The 18748-nt window shown below is 59.6% G+C and carries 14 protein-coding genes; 10 read left to right on the forward strand and 4 right to left on the reverse strand.

All coding sequences use genetic code 11. From position 1 onward, the window contains the following. Window positions 1-108: 108 nt before the first annotated feature. On the reverse strand, window positions 109-3648 hold the full coding sequence (locus EJ997_RS02725) for a S8 family serine peptidase (protein WP_126703225.1): 3540 nt from the start codon (window positions 3646-3648) through the stop codon (window positions 109-111). A 752-nt stretch (window positions 3649-4400) separates the two neighbouring features. Here EJ997_RS02725 and EJ997_RS02730 point away from each other — a divergent pair. From EJ997_RS02730 to EJ997_RS02760, 7 genes are all read left to right on the forward strand, one after another. Continuing rightward, window positions 4401-5723, forward strand: a complete 1323-nt coding sequence (locus EJ997_RS02730; protein WP_126703226.1) for a M20/M25/M40 family metallo-hydrolase — start codon at window positions 4401-4403, stop codon at window positions 5721-5723. Window positions 5724-6008: 285 nt separating this feature from the next. Further along, a complete protein-coding gene (locus EJ997_RS02735; protein ID WP_126703227.1) occupies window positions 6009-6806 on the forward strand; it encodes a class I fructose-bisphosphate aldolase in 798 nt (265 codons plus the stop codon). Then, window positions 6799-7362, forward strand: coding sequence for a glycerol-3-phosphate responsive antiterminator (locus tag EJ997_RS02740; RefSeq protein WP_126703228.1), 564 nt, complete (start codon window positions 6799-6801; stop codon window positions 7360-7362). Before EJ997_RS02735 ends, EJ997_RS02740 begins: the two co-directional genes overlap by 8 nt. 26 nt (window positions 7363-7388) lie before the next feature. Further along, the gene (locus EJ997_RS02745; RefSeq protein WP_164719742.1) at window positions 7389-8921 is read left to right on the forward strand and encodes an FGGY-family carbohydrate kinase; all 1533 of its coding nucleotides are present in this window, start codon (window positions 7389-7391) and stop codon (window positions 8919-8921) included. Next, window positions 8922-9932: a 2-hydroxyacid dehydrogenase gene (locus tag EJ997_RS02750; RefSeq protein ID WP_206501768.1), complete on the forward strand. Its 1011-nt coding sequence runs from the start codon at window positions 8922-8924 to the stop codon at window positions 9930-9932. Window positions 9933-9936: 4 nt separating this feature from the next. Beyond that, on the forward strand, window positions 9937-10686 hold the full coding sequence (locus tag EJ997_RS02755; protein WP_126703230.1) for an SDR family NAD(P)-dependent oxidoreductase: 750 nt from the start codon (window positions 9937-9939) through the stop codon (window positions 10684-10686). A gap of 364 nt (window positions 10687-11050) precedes the next feature. Continuing rightward, window positions 11051-11347 (forward strand): DNA primase, encoded by a 297-nt coding sequence (locus EJ997_RS02760; protein WP_126703231.1) that lies wholly within the window; start codon window positions 11051-11053, stop codon window positions 11345-11347. Between the two features lie 235 nt (window positions 11348-11582). Here the strand turns inward: EJ997_RS02760 and EJ997_RS02765 are convergent, their stop codons facing one another. From EJ997_RS02765 to EJ997_RS02775, 3 genes are all read right to left on the reverse strand, one after another. Next, window positions 11583-13136 (reverse strand): SLC13 family permease, encoded by a 1554-nt coding sequence (locus EJ997_RS02765; protein WP_126703232.1) that lies wholly within the window; start codon window positions 13134-13136, stop codon window positions 11583-11585. A 401-nt stretch (window positions 13137-13537) separates the two neighbouring features. After that, window positions 13538-14818: an IS256 family transposase gene (locus EJ997_RS02770; protein WP_126704910.1), complete on the reverse strand. Its 1281-nt coding sequence runs from the start codon at window positions 14816-14818 to the stop codon at window positions 13538-13540. Between the two features lie 269 nt (window positions 14819-15087). Beyond that, the gene (locus EJ997_RS02775) at window positions 15088-16041 is read right to left on the reverse strand and encodes an aldo/keto reductase (protein ID WP_126703233.1); all 954 of its coding nucleotides are present in this window, start codon (window positions 16039-16041) and stop codon (window positions 15088-15090) included. 47 nt (window positions 16042-16088) lie between these two features. On the opposite strand from EJ997_RS02775, the gene EJ997_RS02780 reads away from it, so the two are divergent. Genes EJ997_RS02780 through EJ997_RS02790 form a run of 3 tightly spaced genes read left to right on the forward strand, consistent with a single transcriptional unit; the run spans window position 16089 to window position 18648 of the window. Continuing rightward, a complete protein-coding gene (locus EJ997_RS02780; protein ID WP_126703234.1) occupies window positions 16089-16931 on the forward strand; it encodes an undecaprenyl-diphosphate phosphatase in 843 nt (280 codons plus the stop codon). Window positions 16932-16948: 17 nt separating this feature from the next. Beyond that, window positions 16949-18172, forward strand: coding sequence for a cysteine--1-D-myo-inosityl 2-amino-2-deoxy-alpha-D-glucopyranoside ligase (locus EJ997_RS02785; RefSeq protein ID WP_126703235.1), 1224 nt, complete (start codon window positions 16949-16951; stop codon window positions 18170-18172). Beyond that, window positions 18172-18648 carry a MauE/DoxX family redox-associated membrane protein gene (locus tag EJ997_RS02790; protein WP_126703236.1) on the forward strand — a complete coding sequence of 159 codons (477 nt, stop codon included), beginning with the start codon at window positions 18172-18174 and terminating at the stop codon, window positions 18646-18648. The genes EJ997_RS02785 and EJ997_RS02790 overlap by 1 nt, the downstream gene beginning before the upstream one ends. The last annotated feature ends 100 nt before the right edge of the window (window positions 18649-18748 follow it).

Below are 18748 nucleotides of genomic sequence, written 5' to 3' on the forward strand. Positions count from 1 at the left end.
GGAGGGTGCTGCCACGAGCGGACCTGCTTGCTGGAAAGGGGCCGGCCCCGGCCGTTCGTGTGAACAGCCGGGGCCGGGTTATCGGAGTGTTACTCGCTGGAGTGCTCCTTAGCGGCGCAGACCAACAGAGTCGATGCCGTCGCCGTTCCAGTCACCGACGAGGACCTCATCGCTGTCACGTCCAAGGACGAACGAGCGATCAGCCGAGCCGGAGGACAGGGAGTTGGAGACGTAGAAGGTGTCACCGCGACGCAGTGCAACGGTGTCCTTCAGGTCGCCATCCCAGTCGCCAACGAGAACCGTGTCGGACTCGTGGCCGAAGTGGAACGTGTCTTCGGCGTTGCCACCGACGAGCGAGTTCTGGACGTAGAACGAGTTGCCACGACGTACCGCGAAGGTATCGTAGCCATCGCCGTCCCAGTCGCCAGCGAACAGGTCATCGCCTACGCGACCGTACTTGAACTCAACCTCGGCGTTGCCACCGATGAGCTCGTTCTGGGCGTAGATGGTGACACCGCGGCGGACCGCGAACGTGTCGTAGCCATCAGCGTTCCAGTCGCCGACGAGGATCTCGTCACCGTCACGGCCGAACTTGAACTCAACCTCGGCGTTGCCACCGATGAGCTGGTTCTGGACGTAGAAGGTGTGGCCGCGGCGAACACCAATGGTGTCAACACCGTCAGCGTCCCAGTCACCGACGAAGACCTCATCGCCGTCGCGACCGTACATGAAGTAGTGGTCAGCAGCCGACTCGAAGTCGTTGTAGAGGAAGAAGCCCTTGTCGGCTTCCTCATCGATGGAGCCGTCGCCCGGGCCCTCGCCCGGTACGCCGTCACGGTCGATAGTGAAGGCCGGGGAGGTCCAGACCTCGACGTGGTCGGGGTTGTCGATGGAGCCGAGGCCCTTGACCGCGGTGACCTCGATGACGTAATCGCCGTCGAGTGCCTTGAGGTACTGCTCGGAATCAGCGGACTTCACGTAGGTGCCGTCCCACTGGTAGACCTGGATGCCGGGGACTGCGCCCTCGCCATCGGACTCGTAAACGACGTTGTAGTCCGGGCTGACCGGATCACCCTTCGTGCCATCAGCGTTGGCGTGGAAAGCCTCGATCTTCATGTAGGAGACCGGGTTCTCGATGTGGAGAACAGCGTACGGGGTGTCGCCGTCTTCCATGGAGTACACGTACTCGTCGTGGCCCCAGCTGTAGTTGCCTTCGCTCACGCATTCGCCGTCAACGAGCTTCGTGCAGTCTTCGAGGACGCCGAGGCCCGGGGTCGAGTAGATCGGCTCGTCAATGAGCTCGCCGACCTCTTCCTCGGTGTAGCCGTAGTCGCGGTAGGTCCACTGCTCCATGAAGGCCAGGTCCGTCTCGTAGTCGCCAGCGAGGCCGCCGTACGAAACGATCGACTGGGTCGTGTAACCGGATGCATCCTCACCGAGGACGACGATCTGGCCGCCGTAGATGCCACCCGCGAAGCCCTCGGGCTCGGTGATGGTGACGTCAACAGTTGCAGTGCCGCCAGCCGGAACGGTCACGGTCTCAGCCGAGAACTCGGTGGTCGCGGCTGCTCCGTAGTAGTTCGGGAGCTGGTTGATGCCAGCCGTGGCGATGCCTGCGAGGTTCACGAACGAGTAGGTGAACTCGACTTCGTCACGGTTGTGGATCGTGAGGGTGTGCGTCTCGGAAGCGCCGGTGTCGTTGTCGTAGAGGTTGATCTGCGACGGCGTCACCTGGGTGCCCCAGAGGTTCGCGAAGATGGCGTTCGGAATGTTGATCATACCGGCACCCTGGCGGTGAACCGGCTCCGGGAATCCAAGATCCGGGTTACCGGACCAGAGGAGCGGATCAGCGGTGTTCTGAAGGCTCGTGAGGACCTGGCTCGGGTTGAGAGCGGGGTTGACCTCAAGGATGAGAGCGGCCGCACCAGCAACGTGCGGAGCTGCCATCGAGGTACCCGACAGCGTTGCGTAACCGGACGGGCCAGCCTCAAGCGGGTATGCCGAGTTGATGAAACCACCCGGTGCAACAACCTGGGGCTTGACCGTGAGGTCAGCCGACAGGCCGTAGGACGAGAAGTCGGAAACAAGACCGCCGGTGGCGATCTCCGAAACTTCGGTCTGGTCCGACCAGGTGAGGGTGACGGGCTCTTCGGCAGCGGCGAGATCAGCGCGGATTGCGTCGCCGTCAGCCATCGAGATGGTCACGGTCGGGATCGTGATCGCGGGATCGCCCTCAACGGTTGCGTTGATGGCACCGGCGACGTTGTTGTCGATGATGACACCGGCTGCACCGGATTCCTGAGCGGCAGCAGCCTTCTCATGGAATGTCGAGTTGCCACGGCGAACGATAACAACCTTGCCCTCTGCATCCTCGATCGGGACAGCGCCCGTCTCGGAACCTGCCGGGTAGGCAATGATCTCGTATTCGGAGTTGTCGGTCGGCGGGTTCGGAGCACCCGTTGAGGACGAGTAAGCAATGTTCTGGTCGTTGACGACGAACACCGGTGCCTCGGAGGCAACGTTGTCGACGGAACCAACAGAAATGACCTTCGAAGCAACGGCCGGTGCGCCACCGGAGAAGACGCCGGACTCGCCCTCGTTGCCCTGCGAGACGGTGACGACGACGCCAGCGTCAACAAGGTTGTCTGCAGCGACAGCGGTCGGGTAGTTCGGCCAGGTCATGAAGCCTGCACCGATCGACATGTTAACGATGTCGGCACCATCGCGTGCCGAGGCCTCCATGGCCTGAAGCATGATGGCGGAGTCGGTCGAACCTTCACAACCGAAGACGCGGTAAGCGAGGATGTTCGCGTCGGGGGCTACGCCGTAGACGCCGGTAACATCGTCGGAGCCTGCCGCAATACCGGCAACGTGCGTGCCGTGGCCTTGGCAGTCATCCGGGTTGGAGTCCGGGGCCGGGACAGGGTTGTAGTTGTCCGCTGCGGGGTTCGCGTTGTAATCATCGCCAACGAAGTCGTAGCCGCCGATGATGCGGGAGCCGTTGCCATTGATCTCGGACCAGGGGGTCGTATCAGCGACGCCGGTTCCGCCGAAGGCGACGTGGTCGATGTCGACACCGGTGTCAATGATCGAAATCGTCTGGCCGTAGCCGGAGACGCCGAGATCCTGTGCGAAGTCGGCACCGGTCATGCCGGCAGCAAATCGCATCTCGGGCTCGGCGCCAAGATCGCGCTGCTCCGGAGCGTCGATGAGAAGGACGGGGAAGACCCCGGCAACATCAACGCGGTCGAGAACCTTTGCGAGTTCGGCATCGTCAGCGGTGACAACCGCGCCGGCCCACAGCTCGCTGTGCGATGCCTTAACCTCGACGTCGAGGTCGGCGATCGCGGACTCAAGCTCGTTGAGGTCAGCATCGACTCGGGCCTGGGTTCCACCATTGACGAGGGGAGCGGAACTGAATGAAACGAACCATTCGCCGGTTGCTCGCGAGCCGTACGCGGAACCGGCAACGGATGCCTGGTTTGCGGACGAGCCGACGAGGACCGACGGATCAGATTCGTAAATGGGATCAGCGCTCGGAGTTGCTGCGGCAGGAACAATGAATGCCCCTAAACCAAGCGCACCTGCACCAAGTGTGGCGATGCAGGCGCGGAGCGTCCTCCGAGAACCAGGAACATGACTGGTCATGTGGTCTCCTCAGTAATTATTTGTGTCTTTCGACGCTTCGCTGCGACGAAGGTCCCTCGATTATGCTGGACCTCATATTTTTTCGCATCCTTTTAGACGTTTTTGAGACAGTTTTCAGATTAAATACAGCAATAAACCGTATTCAGATGGCATAGTTGCTCTAATTGATGTGAACGCTGGACGCGTTAGTCGGGCGTGTGATATACGGCACGGCGTGCCCGTTCTTTTGGGGCACTGGTTCAGTCAAGATCTCGTCAGGAAAGCGTCTTAGCTAGCGGTACTTTGCCGGTTAGCTCTAGATACTCTGCCGGATTGGCCCGGGAGTTACCATGATCCGACGCGTTTTGTAATTTATTTACCCGTCTTCTGCTCGCGTTTCGCCCCACGCACCTTGTAGGGATCCCTGTCTGTTGATGACGGTGGTTGCGGGCCGGGCAGAGCTGCTATCGAAATCTGTTCGTGGATAGGCAAAGACAGTCCTCGTTTTCGAAACCGGCACCCGAGGCGCCCTCGATGGTGGATTTCTGGATTCTGACTGTGGTGCGTGGTGACGGAAGTTGACCGGGTCCTAAGCGCATAGGGAAGGCCCGCGTGGACAGGCTTGGAAAGAGAATTGTTCTGCCGATGTGCGGTCTACGCGGTTGCGAATGGAAAGTATCTGCGTCCGGCGGGCGTTGCAGGCGGATGAGAAACATGTGGTCACGAGCATGGACCTTATGGCGTGGGGTGACAATCCCAGTTACGGTTCACGTATGAACTCCGTTGACCCCGCAGCCATCGATGTGTCGACCGTTGTCGACGTGTGCGCAGACCTTATCCGTATCGATACCCAGAACTTCGGTGACGACCCGAGGACCATGCCGGAACGCCCGGCGGCTGACTACGTTGTCGAATACCTGAAGCGGTACGGCTACGACCCGGTCATTATCGAGTCGAAGCCGGGCCGTGCCAACGTTATTTTGCGGGTCCCGGGATCCGATCCCGAGCTTCCGGCTCTCGTTGTTCACGGGCACCTTGACGTTGTTCCCGCGATCCGGGAGGACTGGACTGTCGACCCGTTTGCGGGAGAGGTTAAGGACGGTTACGTCTGGGGCCGCGGCGCCGTTGACATGAAGAACATGGATGCCATGATCCTCGTCGTCCTGGCCGACATGAAGATCCGTGGTTGGCAGCCGGAGCGGGAACTCATCGTGGCTTTCTTCGCAGATGAGGAAGCGGGAGGCGTGTGGGGCGCGCAGTGGCTCGTCGACCATCATCCGGAGCTGTTTGAGGGCGCTACGGAGGCGATCTCCGAGGTGGGTGGCTACTCCGTCCGCGTGGGAGACGAAACCGTGTACCTTATCCAGACCGGTGAGAAGGGCATGGATTGGTTGACCCTGACGGCGCACGGTCGGCCCGGCCACGGCTCGCAGGTCAACAATGAGAACGCAATTACGAAGCTGGCTTCGGCGATCACCCGAATCGGTGAATGGGATTGGCCGATTCAGCTGACGGACACCGTCTTGACGCTCCTGCTGAAGGTTTCAGAGATCACGGGAGTTCCGTTCTCGGAGGACCCGAAGGACCTTGGTGCCCTCGTCGCTGAACTCGGCCCCGCCGCACCGTTTGTTGGTGCCACTCTCAGCACCCAGGCCAACCCGACGCGGCTCGGTGGCGGATACAAGGAGAACGTGATCCCCGGAAGTGCCACCGGTGCGGTGGACATGAGGCCCCTGCCGGGAACCGAAGACGAGGCCCACGCCATTATCGAGGACCTCGCCGGAGAAGGCGTGGATGTTTCCTCGATCGTGCGCACGACCGGCTTCGAAGTATCGTTTGAAACAGAGATCGTGGAGCGCATGTCGCAGGCACTCCTTGCCGAGGATCCCGCGGCAATCATCGTTCCGTATCTCATGTCGGGAGGAACCGACAACAAGCCGCTCAAGAGCCTCGGCATTAATGGCTACGGCTTTGTACCCATGGCACTTCCCGCCGACTTTAATTTCTCGGCGATGTTCCACGGCAACGACGAGCGCATCCCGGTTGCGTCCCTCGAGTTCGGCACCCGAGCACTCGCGCGCTTTCTCGCGAGCTAACCGGACCCAGCCAGTCCTGACCGACCGGTTCTGACTAGCCATTCCATTCCGTTCATCCCTTCTGCCCTGTCACGCAATGCGCGGCAGGGCAGAAGCCTATTTGCCTGTCATCTCATGTGCTGACATGATACTCATGCGATTCCGTTCACAAAACGGACATGATGGTGCTATGCTGGCGGAAACAAAATAGCTCATCGGGATGGTATCGAAGGCTCGCCGCATAGTTATATTGCGCGGGCCTTTTTGATGTCCGGCCAGCGCAGGAATCCTAGAGGAGATACACATATGTCTAAGACACGCAGAATGAACAGGATCTTCGCCAGCGACGGTCGTTCGGTGTCGCTGGCACTTGACGGCTTTGGTTTCTCGGAGAAGACAGCCGGTGTTGACGATGCTGCACGGAAGGTCCCGCTCATGGCAGAGCACGGCCTGGACAACGTGCTGGTCACCTACGGTCAGGCCCGAAACTTTGCCGAATACTTCACGAACGTGGGGCTCACGCTGCGCGTGGATACGACAACGGCCGTCTACGACGGATCCGTTCCGGACAACATGCCGGCCTTCGACGTGACCGATGCTCTGAAGTTCGGTGCTGATGGCGTTGTCATCATGAACTTCCCCGGTGCCCACAACGAGCGCGCGACGAATGAGTTTGCGGCCCGCCTGGTCCGCCAGTCGGCTGACTGGAACGTCCCGTTCATGTGCGAGGCACTTCCGTACGGATACTCCGTAACCACCCCCGAGTCGGCCGATCCGGAGAAGATCGCAACGGCTGCGCGCTTCTCGGAGGAGCTCGGTGCCGACATCATCAAGACGCGTTTCTCGGGAACTGACCGAGATCGCCTCATCGTCGAAAACTGCACCGTTCCGGTGCTGGCGCTCGGCGGCCCGAAGTCCGACCACGAAACCTATTTTGGATTCGTCCAGCACGTTATTGCGTGTGGAGCGAAGGGCGTCGCGGTTGGTCGTAACATCACCCAGGACCCGAAGCCGTTCGCGATGGTTTCCGCTCTCGGAGCCCTCGTTCACGAGGATGCGACCGCGGCTCAGGCCATGACCATCTACAACGAGATCAATGATTGATATTCCCGAGCGCACCGTCATTCCTTCCGTCCGGCACCTCAAGGAGCTGGAGACCGCACTGACGAGCACATCCCCGTACGTGCTTCTCACGAACGTCCACATCGGCAACCTTGAAGCGCTTGCAAAGAAGTGCATTGATTCCGGCCATAAGGTTCTCGTGCACTGCGACCTTATTGGTGGTTTCAAGCCGGACAGGGAGGGGATCCGGCTGCTGAAGAACATGTTCGGCGTCAGCGGGGTCCTCACCCAGAGCGCACAGGTCGTGTCCTATGCGCAGAAGGCAGGGATGTTTGGAATCCTGCGAGTCTTCATCATGGATTCGCGGTCGCTTGAAAAAGGCATTCAGATCCTGCAGGAGGCGCGCCCGGATGGTATCGAGGTCCTTCCCGGTGCATTGGCGGACCGCTACTGGGACCTGTTTGAGCCTTTTGAAGAGAAAACAACACTTATTGCGGGCGGAATGATCGTGACTGAGAAGGAACGAGACCACCTGTTTGATCGGGGCTATCGGGCAATGACGGCCAGTAGCCCCGGTCTGTGGAATCTCACGCGCTAGCCCGCGCACAACGAAACATGGAGTCAATGATGACGAACGAGTATGTCCTGGGAATAGACAATGGTGGAACGGTCACGAAGGCCGCAATTTACGATGTGGCGGGCAAGGTACACGCAATTGCCCAAGCCCACCTTGAGACCCAGTTTCCCCGTCCGCTCTTCACCGAGCGCGACATCGACCAATTCTGGGATGCAAACGTGACCGCAATCCGCCGTGTGCTCGACGAGTCGAAAATCGACCCGGCCGACATTGCGGCACTCGCCGTGACGGGACACGGCAACGGCATCTACCTGGCACGTAAGGACGGGACCGCACCCCGCCCCGGCGTCGTATCGACCGATGGTCGGGCACAGTCCTATGTTGATAGGTGGCTGGCCGACCCGAGCTACAACGATCGGGTCCGCTCGAAGACCGGCTCAACCGTGTGGGCGGGACAGCCCCCGGCCCTCCTCGCCTGGTTCGATGAGCACGAACCCCACATGTTTGACGAAACGGACTACGTCCTGTCCGCAAAAGACTTCATTCGGTTCCGTCTGACGGGCGAAGCCAAGCTGGAGGTCACCGACTCCTGCGGTGTTGGCCTATCCAATGTCGTCACGAAAGAGCTCGACCGGGACGTGTTTGATTTCTATGGAATCTCCCGCTGGGCCGACAAGGTCCCGCCGTTTTGCGAATCGGCCGAGATCGCCGGTTATATCACCGAAGAAGCAGCGGCACTGACCGGCCTCAAGGCGGGTACTCCCGTTGCCGGTGGCGTCATGGACGTGGCTGCGGGTGCACTGGCCGCAGGTCTTGTCGATGAGCACGAGCTGACGGTGATCACCGGAACGTGGTCGATCAACGAGGTGTTGTCACGTGACGCCAACATCGACTCCGATGAAGAGGTGTGGCTGACGATGCCGTACCCGGTCGAGAACACCTACCTGTTCCTCGACGCGAGCCCGAACGGCGTCTCGAACCTCGACTGGTACATCAACTCCGTAATCCGCAAGGCCCTGTCGGCCTTCAGGCACGAGGACGTATCGGATGCCGAGGTGTTTGCGGCCTGCGAGAAGATGATCCACGACTTCACTCCCGACGTTGAGGACCCGTTCTTCCTGCCTTACATCAACGGCACAGACGTGTTCCCGGAAGGCCGAGCAGGCTTCGTTGGGATGACGAACTACCACGACATTCGCCACCAGGTGCGCGCCGTGTACGAGGGTGTGATTTTCTCGCACCTTTACCACATTGAAAAGCTTCGAGCTCACGACGAGCTCCTCACCGGAAACGTCCGTTTCACGGGAGGGGCGGCCAACTCCACCATTTGGCTGCAGATGTTTGCCGACGGAATCGGTAAGCCACTCGACATTGTCGACGCAATGGAATCTGGAACCCTCGGCACCGCTATCTGCTCTGCCGTCGCAGCGGGACTCTACCCGGACGTGCCCTCGGCTGTCCGCGCCATGACCTCAGCGCCGCGGGCAACGATCGAGCCGAACCCGGAGTTCACGGAACTCTTTGCTCAGCGCTTCGAGCGCTTCATTGGCCACCTCGAGCAACTCCAGGGAGAAAAATAAATGACGCAACAACTGAAGATTCTCGCGATCGCCGACGCCTTCATCCCTCTCGACATGCTCGTCGACGGCACCCAAGCTCTGGTGGATGCTGGCCATGAGGTCACGTATGCGGAATGGCAGACATCCTCGATCGAGCAACTCCAGGAAGTGAATCTGCAAGTTGAGCAGAACGGTCCGAACGGCGTTGATCTGCCCGAGGAGATCGCCGCACAGGTCCGTCGAAGCCAGGTTGTTATCACCCAGTTCGCACCGATCGGTGCGGATCTCCTCTCGTCCAGCCCCGATCTGGAGATCGTCGGTGTCATGCGAGGCGGAACGGAAAACGTTGATGGGGAAGCCGCCAAAAAGGCCGGCATCGAGGTGGTGAACACCGGCGGCAGGAACGCTCGCGCCGTTGCCGAGTTCACCGTTGGACTTATCCTTAGCGAAACCAGGAACATTGCCCGCACCCACGCCGCCATGAGAAACGGCGTGTGGCTCAAGGACTTCCCGAACGAGGGTGTCATCCCCGAGCTCGAGGGACGTACCGTCGGTCTTGTCGGTGCAGGCAACATTGGTCAGCTCGTCATGAAGTTCCTCTCCGGAATGGACATGACGTGCATGTTCTACGACCCCTACCTGGAGTCAAGCGAATACGGCACGAAAGTCAACAACCTTGAGGACCTCATTGAGGCAAGCGACATTGTGTCCCTGCACTCCCGACTCACTCCCGAGAACCACCACCTCATCAATAGCGACCTGCTGGCCCGCATGAAGCCGAGTTCCATCCTCGTCAACACGGCCCGTTCGGGGCTCGTCGACGAGGCGGCTCTCTTGGAGGTGCTCCGGGAGGGACGGATCATGGGAGCGGCTATTGATACTTTCGATATTGAACCACTTCCCGACGATTCGGAATGGAAGAGGCTCGACAACGTAACGATCACATCCCACCTCGCGGGAACCACCCGCGATGCGTTCGTCAAGACCCCGAAGATGCTGAGCGAGAAGCTTCTCGGACTGCTGGAAAGGTAACGTCATGGATCTGCAACTGGAGGGCAAGCGTGTCCTCGTCACCGGAGGGGCCTCCGGCCTCGGGGCCGAACTCGTTCGGTCCCTTGCCGCCGAAGGTGCACGCGTGGCATTGAACTTCCGTAGCCGGGAGGACGATGCAAGGGCGATGGCGGAGTCGATTGACGGCGAAGTCGTCCCCATCCATGCCGATCTTTCCGACCGTTCTCAGACGCGGGGGCTCTTCGAACAGGCCGTGGATGCCCTGGGCGGTCTCGACATTCTGGTCAACAATGCTGGCCTGTGGCTAACCACCGAGGTCGGCGTCTTTGATGATGACCTGTGGGATCGGTCCCTGGAGGTCAATCTCGGTGCCCCGATGTTGCTCTCCCAGCTGTTCATTGCGCACTGCACGGGGGAGGGCCGGAAGGGCAGGATCCTCAACGTCACGTCTCAGGCAGCCTTCCGTGGCTCGTCAACCGGCCACGTTCCTTATGCCGCCGCGAAGGGCGCAATTGTGACGATGACGAGATCCCTGGCCCGCGAAATGGGAGGGAACGGCGTCACCGTTAATGCTCTTGCGATTGGCACGATGGAATCCCCGATGATTGCTGACGCTCTCGAGCAGAAGCGCGAATTCTACGAAGCCCGTATCCCCATCGGATATGTTGCGACAGCCGATCAGATCGCGTCGGTTGCGACTTTCCTCGTTTCCGAGAAGTCGTCCTACATGACGGGGGCGACCGTGGATGTGAGTGGCGGACAGCTGCTCCACTAAAACCCGAGCCGACTGCATCACAGTCGGCTCGGAAGAAATCGCGGCGGGCGGGAGCCGGGGCCACACCTACAGCCCGCCCGCCGCGGTACCTCTCAAGGAGAGAGGTTCGCCGAAGCGCAATTGTGCAGGAAACCCGCGGTAATCGGCTTCGAAGTTTTTCTATGGTGCAAGTGTAGCGGACTACTGGGATCTTTTTTAGAGAATTGTCTTGTTCTCATCAGATGTGAGAGGTCATAGGACTCTTGTTCACTTATGGACACTATTGTGGCAGCAATTCGAAGAATAGAGTAGGGGCAAAGTTCCCGGCCTCTCGAGGGGCCAAACGTCGTGTGCCTCGGAGGCATTTTCGCGATAAGCTCGTGCCATGATTGAACCGCGTACAGCACTTGACCGCCTTATCGGGGCTCTAGAGGCGTTCCACGACACTGCCGCACATACTCAGGACCCCGATGCTGACTCGGTACTTGAAGCGACAGACAATCTGGCAGATGCGTATGTGCTTTACGACGATGCCGTCTATACAAGCTACGGAATCGAACTACCCCTCGATGTCTACGGCGACGATGACGACGATGATGATGACGATGACGACTACCTCGACGACGATGACGATGATGATTTCGACTTCGACGAGGACGATCTTGAACCTCTCGATGATTAAGCGGATGTAGAGTGAGGGCCGGGCAATCTGCCCGGCCCTTTTGCTTGCCCACAGGTGCGAGAAGCATAACGCCATTCTGGACGGAGTCGACTCCGATCTGACATGCGCCATGTGGATTCTCGTGTCGATACTCGTGGCGGCGACCGTTAAGTGGCAGGTGGTTGGGCAGGGAGTTCCTGTCCCAACCACCTGCCGTTGGCACACGGGGAGCCAATGACTGATTGTTCGACTCGAGCTATCCCACGGAGTATCCGAGGATTGCCGGGCCCACGTACATCGTGAACAGCGTGATCAGGACGATTGCCATGAGGTTCAGCCAAATACCGACCTTGACCATCTGGCTGATCTTGATATAGCCGGAGCCGTAAGCGATGGCATTTGGTGGTGTTGCGACCGGGAGCATGAATGCACAGGTTGCTGCGAGAGCCACCGGGATGACCAGGAGCTCGACATCCACTCCCATACCGAGAGCAACGCCGCCAATGATCGGAAGGAATGCCGCCGCGGTTGCGGTATTGGAGGTCATTTCCGTCAGGAAGATGACGAGCGCGGACACCGCAATGACAATGACGATCACCGGGAGACCGTCAAGACCGGCCGCCTGGTCGCCAATCCAGAGTGAGAGCCCGGAGTAACCGAAGGCCGCCGACAGCGCGAGACCGCCGCCGAAAAGGAGCAAGACATCCCACGGGACGCCCTTGGCCGTCTCCCAGTTGAGTAGCCCAATGCCTTCCTTGGGTTTCGCGGGAACCAGGAACAGGACAAGGGCGAGGATCATGGCGATTGTTTCGTCACCGACGGGGGAGTCCGGGAAGACTGTCGGGACGATGATCCACGAGAGCGCGGCAAGAAGGAAGATCGTCATCGTCATCTTTTCCTGGAGCGACATCGGCCCCAGCTTGGCATGGTGTTCGGCTATGAGCCCTCTGCCACCCGGGATCTCATCGATCTCCGGCTTGTAGAGCGTCATAAGCAGCCACCAGGCGATGAGGAGGAAGCCCCAGGCGAGCGGCGTGCCAAATAACATCCACTTGCCGAAGTTCAGCGTGATCTCGTGGTTGTCCTGCAAATAACCGCGCAGCAGGGTGTTCGGGGGAGTGCCAATGAGGGTCGACAGCGAGGCGATCGAGGCAGCGTAGGCGATGCCAAGCATGAGCGCGGCACCGAACCTGGAATCCGTACCGACACGAGTGTCGATTCTGCCGACGAGAGCAAGGACGGACATGCCGATTGGAAGCATCATGACGGCGGTCGCGGTGTTTGAGATCCACATGGAAAGGAACCCGGTTGCCACCATGAAGCCAAGGACGAGCCGCTTCGGCTTGGTTCCGATGAGAAGAACTGTGCGAAGGGCGATGCGTATGTGGAGATTCCATCTCTGCATTGTGAGAGCAAGGAAGAACCCGCCCATGAACAGGAAGATGGTGGGGCTACCGTATGAGGAACCCACCGTCCCCATCGTTGAAATCTCCATGACCGGGAAGGCAACGAGTGGAACCAGAGCAGTGGCGGCAAGGGGAATCGCCTCCGTCATCCACCAGACACCCATGAGAACCGCAATCGCGGCGACGTAAGCAATCGTGTTGCGGTCTGTCTCGATGCCACCCTCGGTCAGTGCTGACTGGAACTCGGCAGACAAGCTTGAGGGGAAAATGTTGTATATGAGAATGGCAGCGAGCACACCCGCTGCCATACCGATCAACCGAATATTTCGCGTGCGGGCTGGTACCGGGGCTTCCTTACTGCCTTCGGACTGAGCCGACACTTCGTGAATTTCTGGGGTGCTCACGTCGCCTCCGATCAAATGGTCACAGCGCGTGCTGTGACACATATCATTTACTTGTGTTTTGCTGGGAGCATAACTCAACAAAGTGGACGTGTCTTGGAAATTGTGAAGGCAATTTTCGGGTCTGACCAGTGAAAACGTACATAACGGACATGGAATAAATGCGATATTTTAGTGTTTAATTAGAGCATCCCGCGCGTTTACGCTATTTGAGCACCCTTCTGGTGACCGGTTGGGTATTTATGCGTGAATTGGCGAAGATTATTCCGTCATAACTATTTGACGCACACCGGCGTGTCTTGTGGGGAATGTGTTATCGCGACTGTTTTTGCGTTGCGAGAGCGTGCCGTGGTGTTGGTGCCACGGTCAAGTCCTTTGGTGTGGTGTAACTTTTCGGGGTTGGGTTAGGCGGTGAGGAAGAGTTCCTGGCCGGGATGGTGATCGGTTTGCCCGGTGGGGGCGTTGAGGGTGTGGATGAGTTTTCGCATGGAGACTTCGGAGAAGTAGCGCCGTTCGGTGTAGAGCCATTCTTCGTGCTGTTCTTGAAGGACAGCTCCGACTAGGCGGGTGACACTGGCAGGATCGGGGAAGATCTGGACCACGTCAGCACGACGCTTGATCTCCCGATTCAACCGCTCGATCGGATTATTGGACCAGATCTTCTTCCAATGCTCTTGAGGCATGTCAGCAAATGCTGTCAGCTCTGCTTCGGCCTGCTCGAGCATGGCTGCTACCTCGGGAAACGAGCCAGATAGACCGTCAATGACGGTGCGGTATTGAGCTCTGACAGCCTGCGCGGTGGTCTGAGCAAAGATCGTTGAGACCAGGGCGTTGACAGGCTTAGATCGGGCTGAGCCGACTCGTTGGGTGATGTTACGGGCGAAGTGGACCCGGCACCGCTGCCAAGCCGCTCCGGGCAGGATCGCTTTGACTGCGGCTTTCAACCCCGCGTGAGCATCGGAAGTCACTACCGCCACCCCGAGCGGATCAGCGCTTGTGGCGACTTTCAGGCCGCGCTCTCGCAGGGAGCGGAGGAACTCAGTCCAAAAATCGGTGGTCTCAGAATCACCCAGTGCCATGCCCAGGATCTCGCGCTTACCCTCACCGCTGACGCCGGTGGCTATGACAAGTGCTTGAGAGACGACTCGGTTACGTACACGCACGTCGAGATAGGTCGCATCCAGGAACAGGTAGGGGAACCAGGTGTGATCCAAGGGCCGGCCCAGGAACTGGCTTACGCCCTCGTCAATGTCAGCACAGATACGCGAGACGGTTGATTTTGAGATACCGGTGTCGTTGCCCAGGGCTTTGATCAGGTGATCAACCTTGCGGGTGGAGACACCATCGATCCAGGCCTGGCAGATCACTGCATAAAGCGCTTTATCTACCCGGCGGCGCGGGGACAGCAGTGCCGGGAAGAAGGAGCCCTGACGCAGCTTAGGGATCTGTGGGTCAACTTCCCCGGCCGGGGTGGCAAGAGTCTTGGGGCGGGTGCCGTTACGGTGAGTGACCCGGTCAGGGGTGCGTTCGTGAGGGCCGGCGCCGATCTTGACGGTGGCTTCAGCATCGATGAGATCTTGAAGGCCGGCCTGGAGCAGGCGGCGGAAGACATCGTTGTGAGCAAGATCAGGGTCGGTGAGGACTTCAGAAATCAGGGTCGTCAGGGCAGACTGGTGGTGAGTCATCGTGGGATGTCGCTTTCTTGTATCTTGGTCGAACATTTGAGTCTCCCACGATGACTCCCAACAATCTTCACCATCACCGTTGCTGGCAACCCCGCAGGAATTTACACCACACTAAGGGACTCACCCGGTGCCACGCGACAGGTGCCGACCGGGCGCGAATGCTGGGATATTGCACGCTTGAGGTTGAGACTCACCAAGGGTTCCTCGGGGACAAGGCTGCGCTCCTGGCGCGAAGTGAGTTAACTCGCAGAAGCGTTTCGAGTGGTGATTTAGAAGCGTTCGGGGTAGCCCCAGGCGGGTTCGGTGACGTCGGTTAGCGCCGCGAGAACAGCATCTGGAATGTCCTCGTCCAAGTCGGTGAGGATGGCGCTGAGCTGCGCCGCGGTGCGGGGACCAATGAGAGCTGCGGACACTCCGGGCCGGGATAGGACCCAGGCGAGGGACACCGTTGCGATGTCGACGCCAAGGCCATCGGCCGCCGTCGCGATAGCTTCGACGGTCTGCCGTGACTTGTCATCGAGATAGGGCTCGACGAATCCAGCAAAGTGCGGGGATGCGGCACGGGAATCCGGGGGAATGGAGTGACGGTAGCGGCCGGCGAGGACTCCGCGTCCGAGCGATGACCAGGCGATAATGCCAGCCCCAGCATGCTCTGCAAACGGCACGATTTCTCGTTCGATGCCGCGTTGCAACAGGCTGTACTCGGTATGAACGGCGGAAAGCCGAACGCCGCGCTCGCGCAAGAGTTCGCTCATGACTCCGGCGTACCAGCCCGGGCAGTTGCCAAAGCCCACGCCGTTGATCAGCCCACGAGACGTTAAAGCGGACAAAGCATCCGCGGTCTCTTCGGGGCTGGTGACAGGGTCCGGTGCTGCGAGAACGAGGGTGTCGATCCATTCGGTGCCAAGATTTTGGAGGCTGGAACGGACGTTGCGTTCGAGGGAGGAACGGGAGGCGTCGACCCCGTCCACTCCGAGGCCAGCGCGGGACACAATATGGAGGGCGGACCGGTCAATGGCGGTGCGAAGTAGCTCACCAAGAACTGACTCGGCGGCCCCTCCACCGAAGTAGGGTGAGGAGTCGATCAGCGATCCATCAGCATCGAGAAACAGGCCAATCTGCTTCTCTGCCTCCTCGGGGGACGTGTCGCGTCCCCACGTTAGGGTTCCGAGTCCGACGGCGGAAACGGATGTGCCGATCGTGCCAAGCTTGCGTTTTCTCACACTGAGAGCCTACTGCATTGCCCTGTTTGTGGGCCTAAGGTGGCGCTATGGGAATTTTCGAAGCGGTCATCCTTGGCCTCGTTCAAGGACTCACCGAGTTCCTTCCGATTTCATCCTCTGCTCACCTGCGTATCGTCGGTGAGCTTTTCCCGTCACTTGGGGATCCTGGCGTTACGTTTACTGCCGTTGTCCAAATCGGAACCGAGTTGGCGGTCATTGCCTACTTCCGACATGACATTTGGCGGATTTTGAAGGCGTGGTTTAACGCGTTGCCGTTTGGACCGTGGAAGGATCGAAGCCCCGAGGATCCGCAGGATGCTCGCATGGGTTGGATCGTGATAATCGGCACACTTCCGATTGTTGTTCTTGGACTCTTCCTGGAAGATGCGATCGATTCGGTGTTCCGCAATCTCTACCTGACCGCTCTCATGCTGGCCCTGTTTGCTGTGTTCCTTGGCCTCGCTGACCGCTTTGGCAAGCAGCGGAAGTCGCTTGAGAACCTCACCTTCAAGGATGGTTTGACCCTCGGGTTCGCCCAGGCAATGGCACTGGTTCCGGGTGTTTCCCGCTCCGGTGGCACAATCACGATCGGTCTGCTTCTCGGCTACACACGCGAGGCGGCTGCCCGAGTTTCCTTCCTCCTCGCGATCCCCGCGGTTCTTGGTTCCGGCTTCTATCGGCTGATCACGGACGACGGAACTGGCCCTCAAGCTGGGGCAATGCCCACACTTGTTGCGACTGTGGTGTCCTTCATTGTTGGTTACATAGTGATCGTCTGGTTCCTTAAGCTGATCTCTACCAAGTCTTATCTGCCGTTCGTTATTTACCGGTTGCTTCTCGCCGCTGCTGTCGTTGGCCTGCTTCTCGCGGGCGTACTGTCAGCACAGTGATTCTCAGAAAGGTTCCTATGCGTTCGTGGCCTCAGCCGCATGTTCCCGAGCTTCCGGGCCGTGCGCCCGCGCTTAGCGTCATCGATACTCGCACCGGAGAGCGGGTGTCGGTTCAGGGAGCGGATGCTCGGCTATACGTATGCGGGATCACGCCGTACGACGCCACTCATCTCGGTCATGCTTTCACCTACGTCGTATTCGACATGCTGGTGCGGACCTGGAAGGACGCGGGACTTAACGTTAACTACGCCCAGAACATCACGGACATCGACGATCCGCTGTTCGAGCGCGCCGAAGAGACCGGTGTGAACTGGCGGGAACTTGCCGATTCTCAGATCGAACTATTCCGCACCGACATGGACACTCTGTCGGTTCTGCCGCCCGACAACTGGGTGCCGGTCTCCGACATTCTCGATCCACTTGAGAAGAGTGTTCGCGAGCTCCTTGACGAGGGTCGCGCCTACGGCCTGACGGGCGAAGACGGACGTACCGACTACTACCTTGAGACCACCGATGCCGACTACGCCTCCGAGCACCTGTCGCGCTTCGACCTCATCAACGTATTCCGGGAAAACGGCGGAGACCCGGACCGTCCAGGCAAGAAGCATCCTCTCGACCCGATCGTGTGGAAGGGCGCCGTTGGCGATGACTTCCGTGCGGAAGGCGCGAAGGCGGGCGCATGGCGGCCGGGCTGGCACATTGAATGTGCACTCATTGGCCGCGACTACCTGGGTGACACCATTGATATCCAGGGCGGCGGCGCCGACCTGGTATTCCCGCATCAGGAAATGTCCCTCATGCACATGGACGACTTCCATCCCCAGGTGCAGGTCCGCGGTCAGATGAACACCGGCATGGTGGCGTATGAGGGGCACAAGATGAGCAAGTCTCTTGGCAACCTTGTTCTCGTCTCCAAGCTTCTCCAGCGCGGCTTCGAACCCATGGTTATTCGCCTGGCTCTCCTCGGCCACGCCTGGCACTCCGATTGGGAGTACACCGATGAGGACCTGGGTCGTGCCGAGCGCAGGCTGACTCGCTGGCGCAGAGCTCACCACACGGGCGGTGCCGGTGCCCGTCAGCTCCTCGAAGATGTACGCGTACGCCTTGCCGATAATCTCGATACCCCCGGCGCTCTCGACGTGATCGATGCCTGGGCGGAAGAAAACGAATACTCGGACGACCGCGAGGGCGCTGCCCTGTTTAAGGACATGTGCCAGGCGCTCCTGGGAGTGCACTTCTAGTGAGCCTCGCGGCCCTGCTGTGGGCGGCGGTCCTCCTACAATCGGTCCTCGCCTCCCTGCGGGGCATGCCGGAGTCAATGCTCCGCGCCATGCGGGACCTGTTTCTCCCAAGCGGTCTCATGCGGCCAGCCGCCGCGTGGGCTCATCTGGTTCTTCAGATCATCCTGATCGGCCTCCTGATCTTCGCCAGCCGACCCGTCAGCTGGTTCTCGGGAGCGATCGGAGTGCTTCTTGCCTTCACCTACCTTGTCCTCGTTGCGCGGGCACGGGGAAGTGAATGCAGGTGCCTATCGACCAAGCCGCAACCGATCACGAACATCACGGTTCTGCGCAACGTATTCGTGCTGGCTCTGGCCATCCTTTCCATCGGAGCAGACGGTATGACCGGAGTGTCTTGGAGCCAGTGGCCCGCACTCATCCCCCTCACTGGAGTCATTTCCTGCGAAGCCGCTTCCCGTAGCGTTCGTAGAGCGTGAGCTCAGACCGTATTCGGATTGGGCTTGATTGAAGTCTGAACGCACAGCTCACGCTCGAACACCGGCAAGATTTAACGCTGAGCTTCGGTCACTGCTGCCG

Origin of the sequence: Flaviflexus ciconiae (assembly GCF_003971195.1) — a bacterium.
Lineage (GTDB): Bacteria > Actinomycetota > Actinomycetes > Actinomycetales > Actinomycetaceae > Flaviflexus > Flaviflexus ciconiae.

Coding starts and splice junctions, on each gene's coding strand:
- EJ997_RS02725 (WP_126703225.1), bottom strand. CDS start 3,648: ATGACCAGTCATGTTCCTGGTTCTCGGAGGACGCTCCGCGCCTGCATC.
- EJ997_RS02730 (WP_126703226.1), top strand. CDS start 4,401: ATGAACTCCGTTGACCCCGCAGCCATCGATGTGTCGACCGTTGTCGAC.
- EJ997_RS02735 (WP_126703227.1), top strand. CDS start 6,009: ATGTCTAAGACACGCAGAATGAACAGGATCTTCGCCAGCGACGGTCGT.
- EJ997_RS02740 (WP_126703228.1), top strand. CDS start 6,799: ATGATTGATATTCCCGAGCGCACCGTCATTCCTTCCGTCCGGCACCTC.
- EJ997_RS02745 (WP_164719742.1), top strand. CDS start 7,389: ATGATGACGAACGAGTATGTCCTGGGAATAGACAATGGTGGAACGGTC.
- EJ997_RS02750 (WP_206501768.1), top strand. CDS start 8,922: ATGACGCAACAACTGAAGATTCTCGCGATCGCCGACGCCTTCATCCCT.
- EJ997_RS02755 (WP_126703230.1), top strand. CDS start 9,937: ATGGATCTGCAACTGGAGGGCAAGCGTGTCCTCGTCACCGGAGGGGCC.
- EJ997_RS02760 (WP_126703231.1), top strand. CDS start 11,051: ATGATTGAACCGCGTACAGCACTTGACCGCCTTATCGGGGCTCTAGAG.
- EJ997_RS02770 (WP_126704910.1), bottom strand. CDS start 14,818: ATGACTCACCACCAGTCTGCCCTGACGACCCTGATTTCTGAAGTCCTC.
- EJ997_RS02780 (WP_126703234.1), top strand. CDS start 16,089: ATGGGAATTTTCGAAGCGGTCATCCTTGGCCTCGTTCAAGGACTCACC.
- EJ997_RS02785 (WP_126703235.1), top strand. CDS start 16,949: ATGCGTTCGTGGCCTCAGCCGCATGTTCCCGAGCTTCCGGGCCGTGCG.